Raw genomic sequence first — 2,245 nt, forward strand, 5'->3', positions numbered from 1 at the left:
GTAAACGCCCCATAAACCCACGGGGCGATCTTGCTAATGCTTGAAGTTCCAAGGTAGGAGCGCATCGATATCAGGCTCAGATTTCGCTAACTCTTGCATGCACTTGACCATGTAGTCGTAGAGGATGAGCCCATTGGCTTTCGCGGTCTCGACGATACTGTAAAGCATCGCGCTCGCTTCAGCACCATTTGGTGTACTCGAGAACAACCAGTTCTTCCTGCCAATGACCAGCGGTTTAATTGCGCGTTCAGCACGATTATTGTCTATCGATAAGTGACCGTCATCGATATAGCGGATGAGCTTGGGCCACTGGCCAAGCGTGTATTTTATCGCTTTACCCAGCGGGCTAGATTCTATCACTTGTTGAGTAGTCATCCACTCATACAACTCATCCAATATCAGCTTGGCATGCTGTTGACGTTCTGCTTTTCGTGTCTCGACAGACGCACCTTTTAAGCGGGATTCTATCCCATAGAGTTTCTGGATTTTGGCCAACGCTTTATCTGCTTTGCCTGACTTACCTTTACCTTGAAGCTTCTTAGCCTCCATGAACTTACGCCGTGCATGCGCCAAGCAGCCAACATTGGTCACTTGGTGAAGACCATCATAGGCACCATAACCATCGGTTTGCAGATAACCACTATAGTCCCCTAAAAAAGCAACAGGGCACGCCCTCGCGCGACTGTTTTGATAGTCGTACAAGGCGATATTTTTCACATCAGGCAGTGCTGCATCAGGCGAGTCTGCGCCCGAACAGTACAGCCACATATAACACTGTTTATCTTCCTTGAGCACATTAAGCGGCGTTTCATCTGCCTGAACCACCACTTGTTGAAGTAAGTGCTCTTTTAGGGCGGCATAGAGTGGTTTGAACTTCTCACTGACTTGGATAACCCACCTTGCCATAGTAGTTCGTGACAGCTCGATACCCGACTGGGTAAACAGCGACTCTTGCCGATACAGTGGCATTGCGTATTGGTATTTGCCAAGGATGATATTGGCCAGCAAGCTTTCTGTCGCGAAGCTCTTAGGGATAATGCTTTGCGGCGCTGGTTTTTGAACGATGCGGTTTTTGTCTTCTGTTTGCTCGCACTGACGACAAGCATACTTAGGACGAACATATTCCAGCACTTTGAGTACGGCAGGTGAGAACTCTAGCTTTTCACTGCGGTCTTCGCCGATTTTATGCAGACTATGTTTACAGCACGCACATTGCTTTTCATGGTCATCTAAATCGAGTTCAATAACTTCACGAGGCAAGGTCTTTGGAAGTGGATTGCGTTTACCGCGTTTCTTCGTTGTGGTGGTCGTCGTGACCTCAACTTCTTCTTCCTTAGTGGCTTCACATTCCACTTCGTTGAAGAGGTCACCTTGAGATTCATCGTAAGGTTTTAGCGCCTCCGAGCGTTTAGCGAACTGGCGTTCGAAGGCAAGTTTGAGCTGTTCAAGTAGCGACTGGCGCTCTTGTTTCAATCGGTTTTCTGACGCCATCAGCGCTTTCACCATCGCTTGTAGCTCGGCAATATCTTGACTTTCTGGGTTGATGTTTGGCGTCTTTTTCATGACATTTATTATACTAAAATCATGCCACTAACGCTTGGTGGATAAGGCTTTTTTATCGTTTAAGTCATTGTAAAATCGTTTATTCGAACGGGTTTGTGGCCGATAATCGTGAAGCCAGAAAGCAGTCTATCCAGCTCGAATTGAGTCAGAGTAAACACCTCATTTTTCTCTTTTGATGGCCACTTGTACTTGGCTTTTTCGAGACGTTTGTACCAAAGAGCAAAGCCTGTTTTATCCCAGTACAATACTTTGATTTTGTCGCGCTGTTTGTTGGTAAACAAGAACAGTGCGCCACTTCCTAAGAGCAAATCGGTGTCAATTTCGATAATCGCCGCGAGGCCGTTGATGGACTTTCTAAAATCGACGCTCTCACGATACAGATAAATTTCTGGAGCACTGAGCATGCGTTTCATGATAGCGCCCCGATAAGTTCTGCCAAGTAGGTTGCGGGTGTTCCTTGTGGAATGCTCAACTCAACATCATTGACGAGCAGTGTCATGTTAGCGGTGACTATCTGAGCTTGATACTTCGTCGTCTTTTCGACGACTTCCGCTCTGACAAATCCAACTGACGTTGGTTGTATTGCGGTTTGCAGTTGGCGCCGTTTGGCGAAGAATGTCGATAAACTCAGTCCGTGCTGTTCGCAAAAAACGCGTTGAGTAATATTGCTGCTTTCGTATTG

At 46.8% G+C, this 2,245-nt stretch carries 3 protein-coding genes; all 3 read right to left on the reverse strand.

Translation table 11 applies throughout. From position 1 onward, the window contains the following. Positions 1-33: 33 nt before the first annotated feature. Entirely contained in the window at positions 34-1,563 is a 1,530-nt protein-coding gene (tnpC, locus tag VTH8203_RS19935) for an IS66 family transposase (RefSeq protein WP_096995227.1), read from the reverse strand. Between the two features lie 59 nt (positions 1,564-1,622). Next, entirely contained in the window at positions 1,623-1,976 is a 354-nt protein-coding gene (gene tnpB / locus VTH8203_RS19940) for an IS66 family insertion sequence element accessory protein TnpB (protein WP_096995228.1), read from the reverse strand. Beyond that, positions 1,973-2,245: IS66 family insertion sequence element accessory protein TnpA (tnpA, locus tag VTH8203_RS19945; protein ID WP_096995229.1), on the reverse strand; the 273-nt coding region annotated here is incomplete at its 5' end. The genes tnpB and tnpA, both read right to left, overlap by 4 nt.

Origin of the sequence: Vibrio thalassae, assembly GCF_900089835.1 — a bacterium.
GTDB classification, from domain to species: Bacteria; Pseudomonadota; Gammaproteobacteria; order Enterobacterales; family Vibrionaceae; genus Vibrio; species Vibrio thalassae.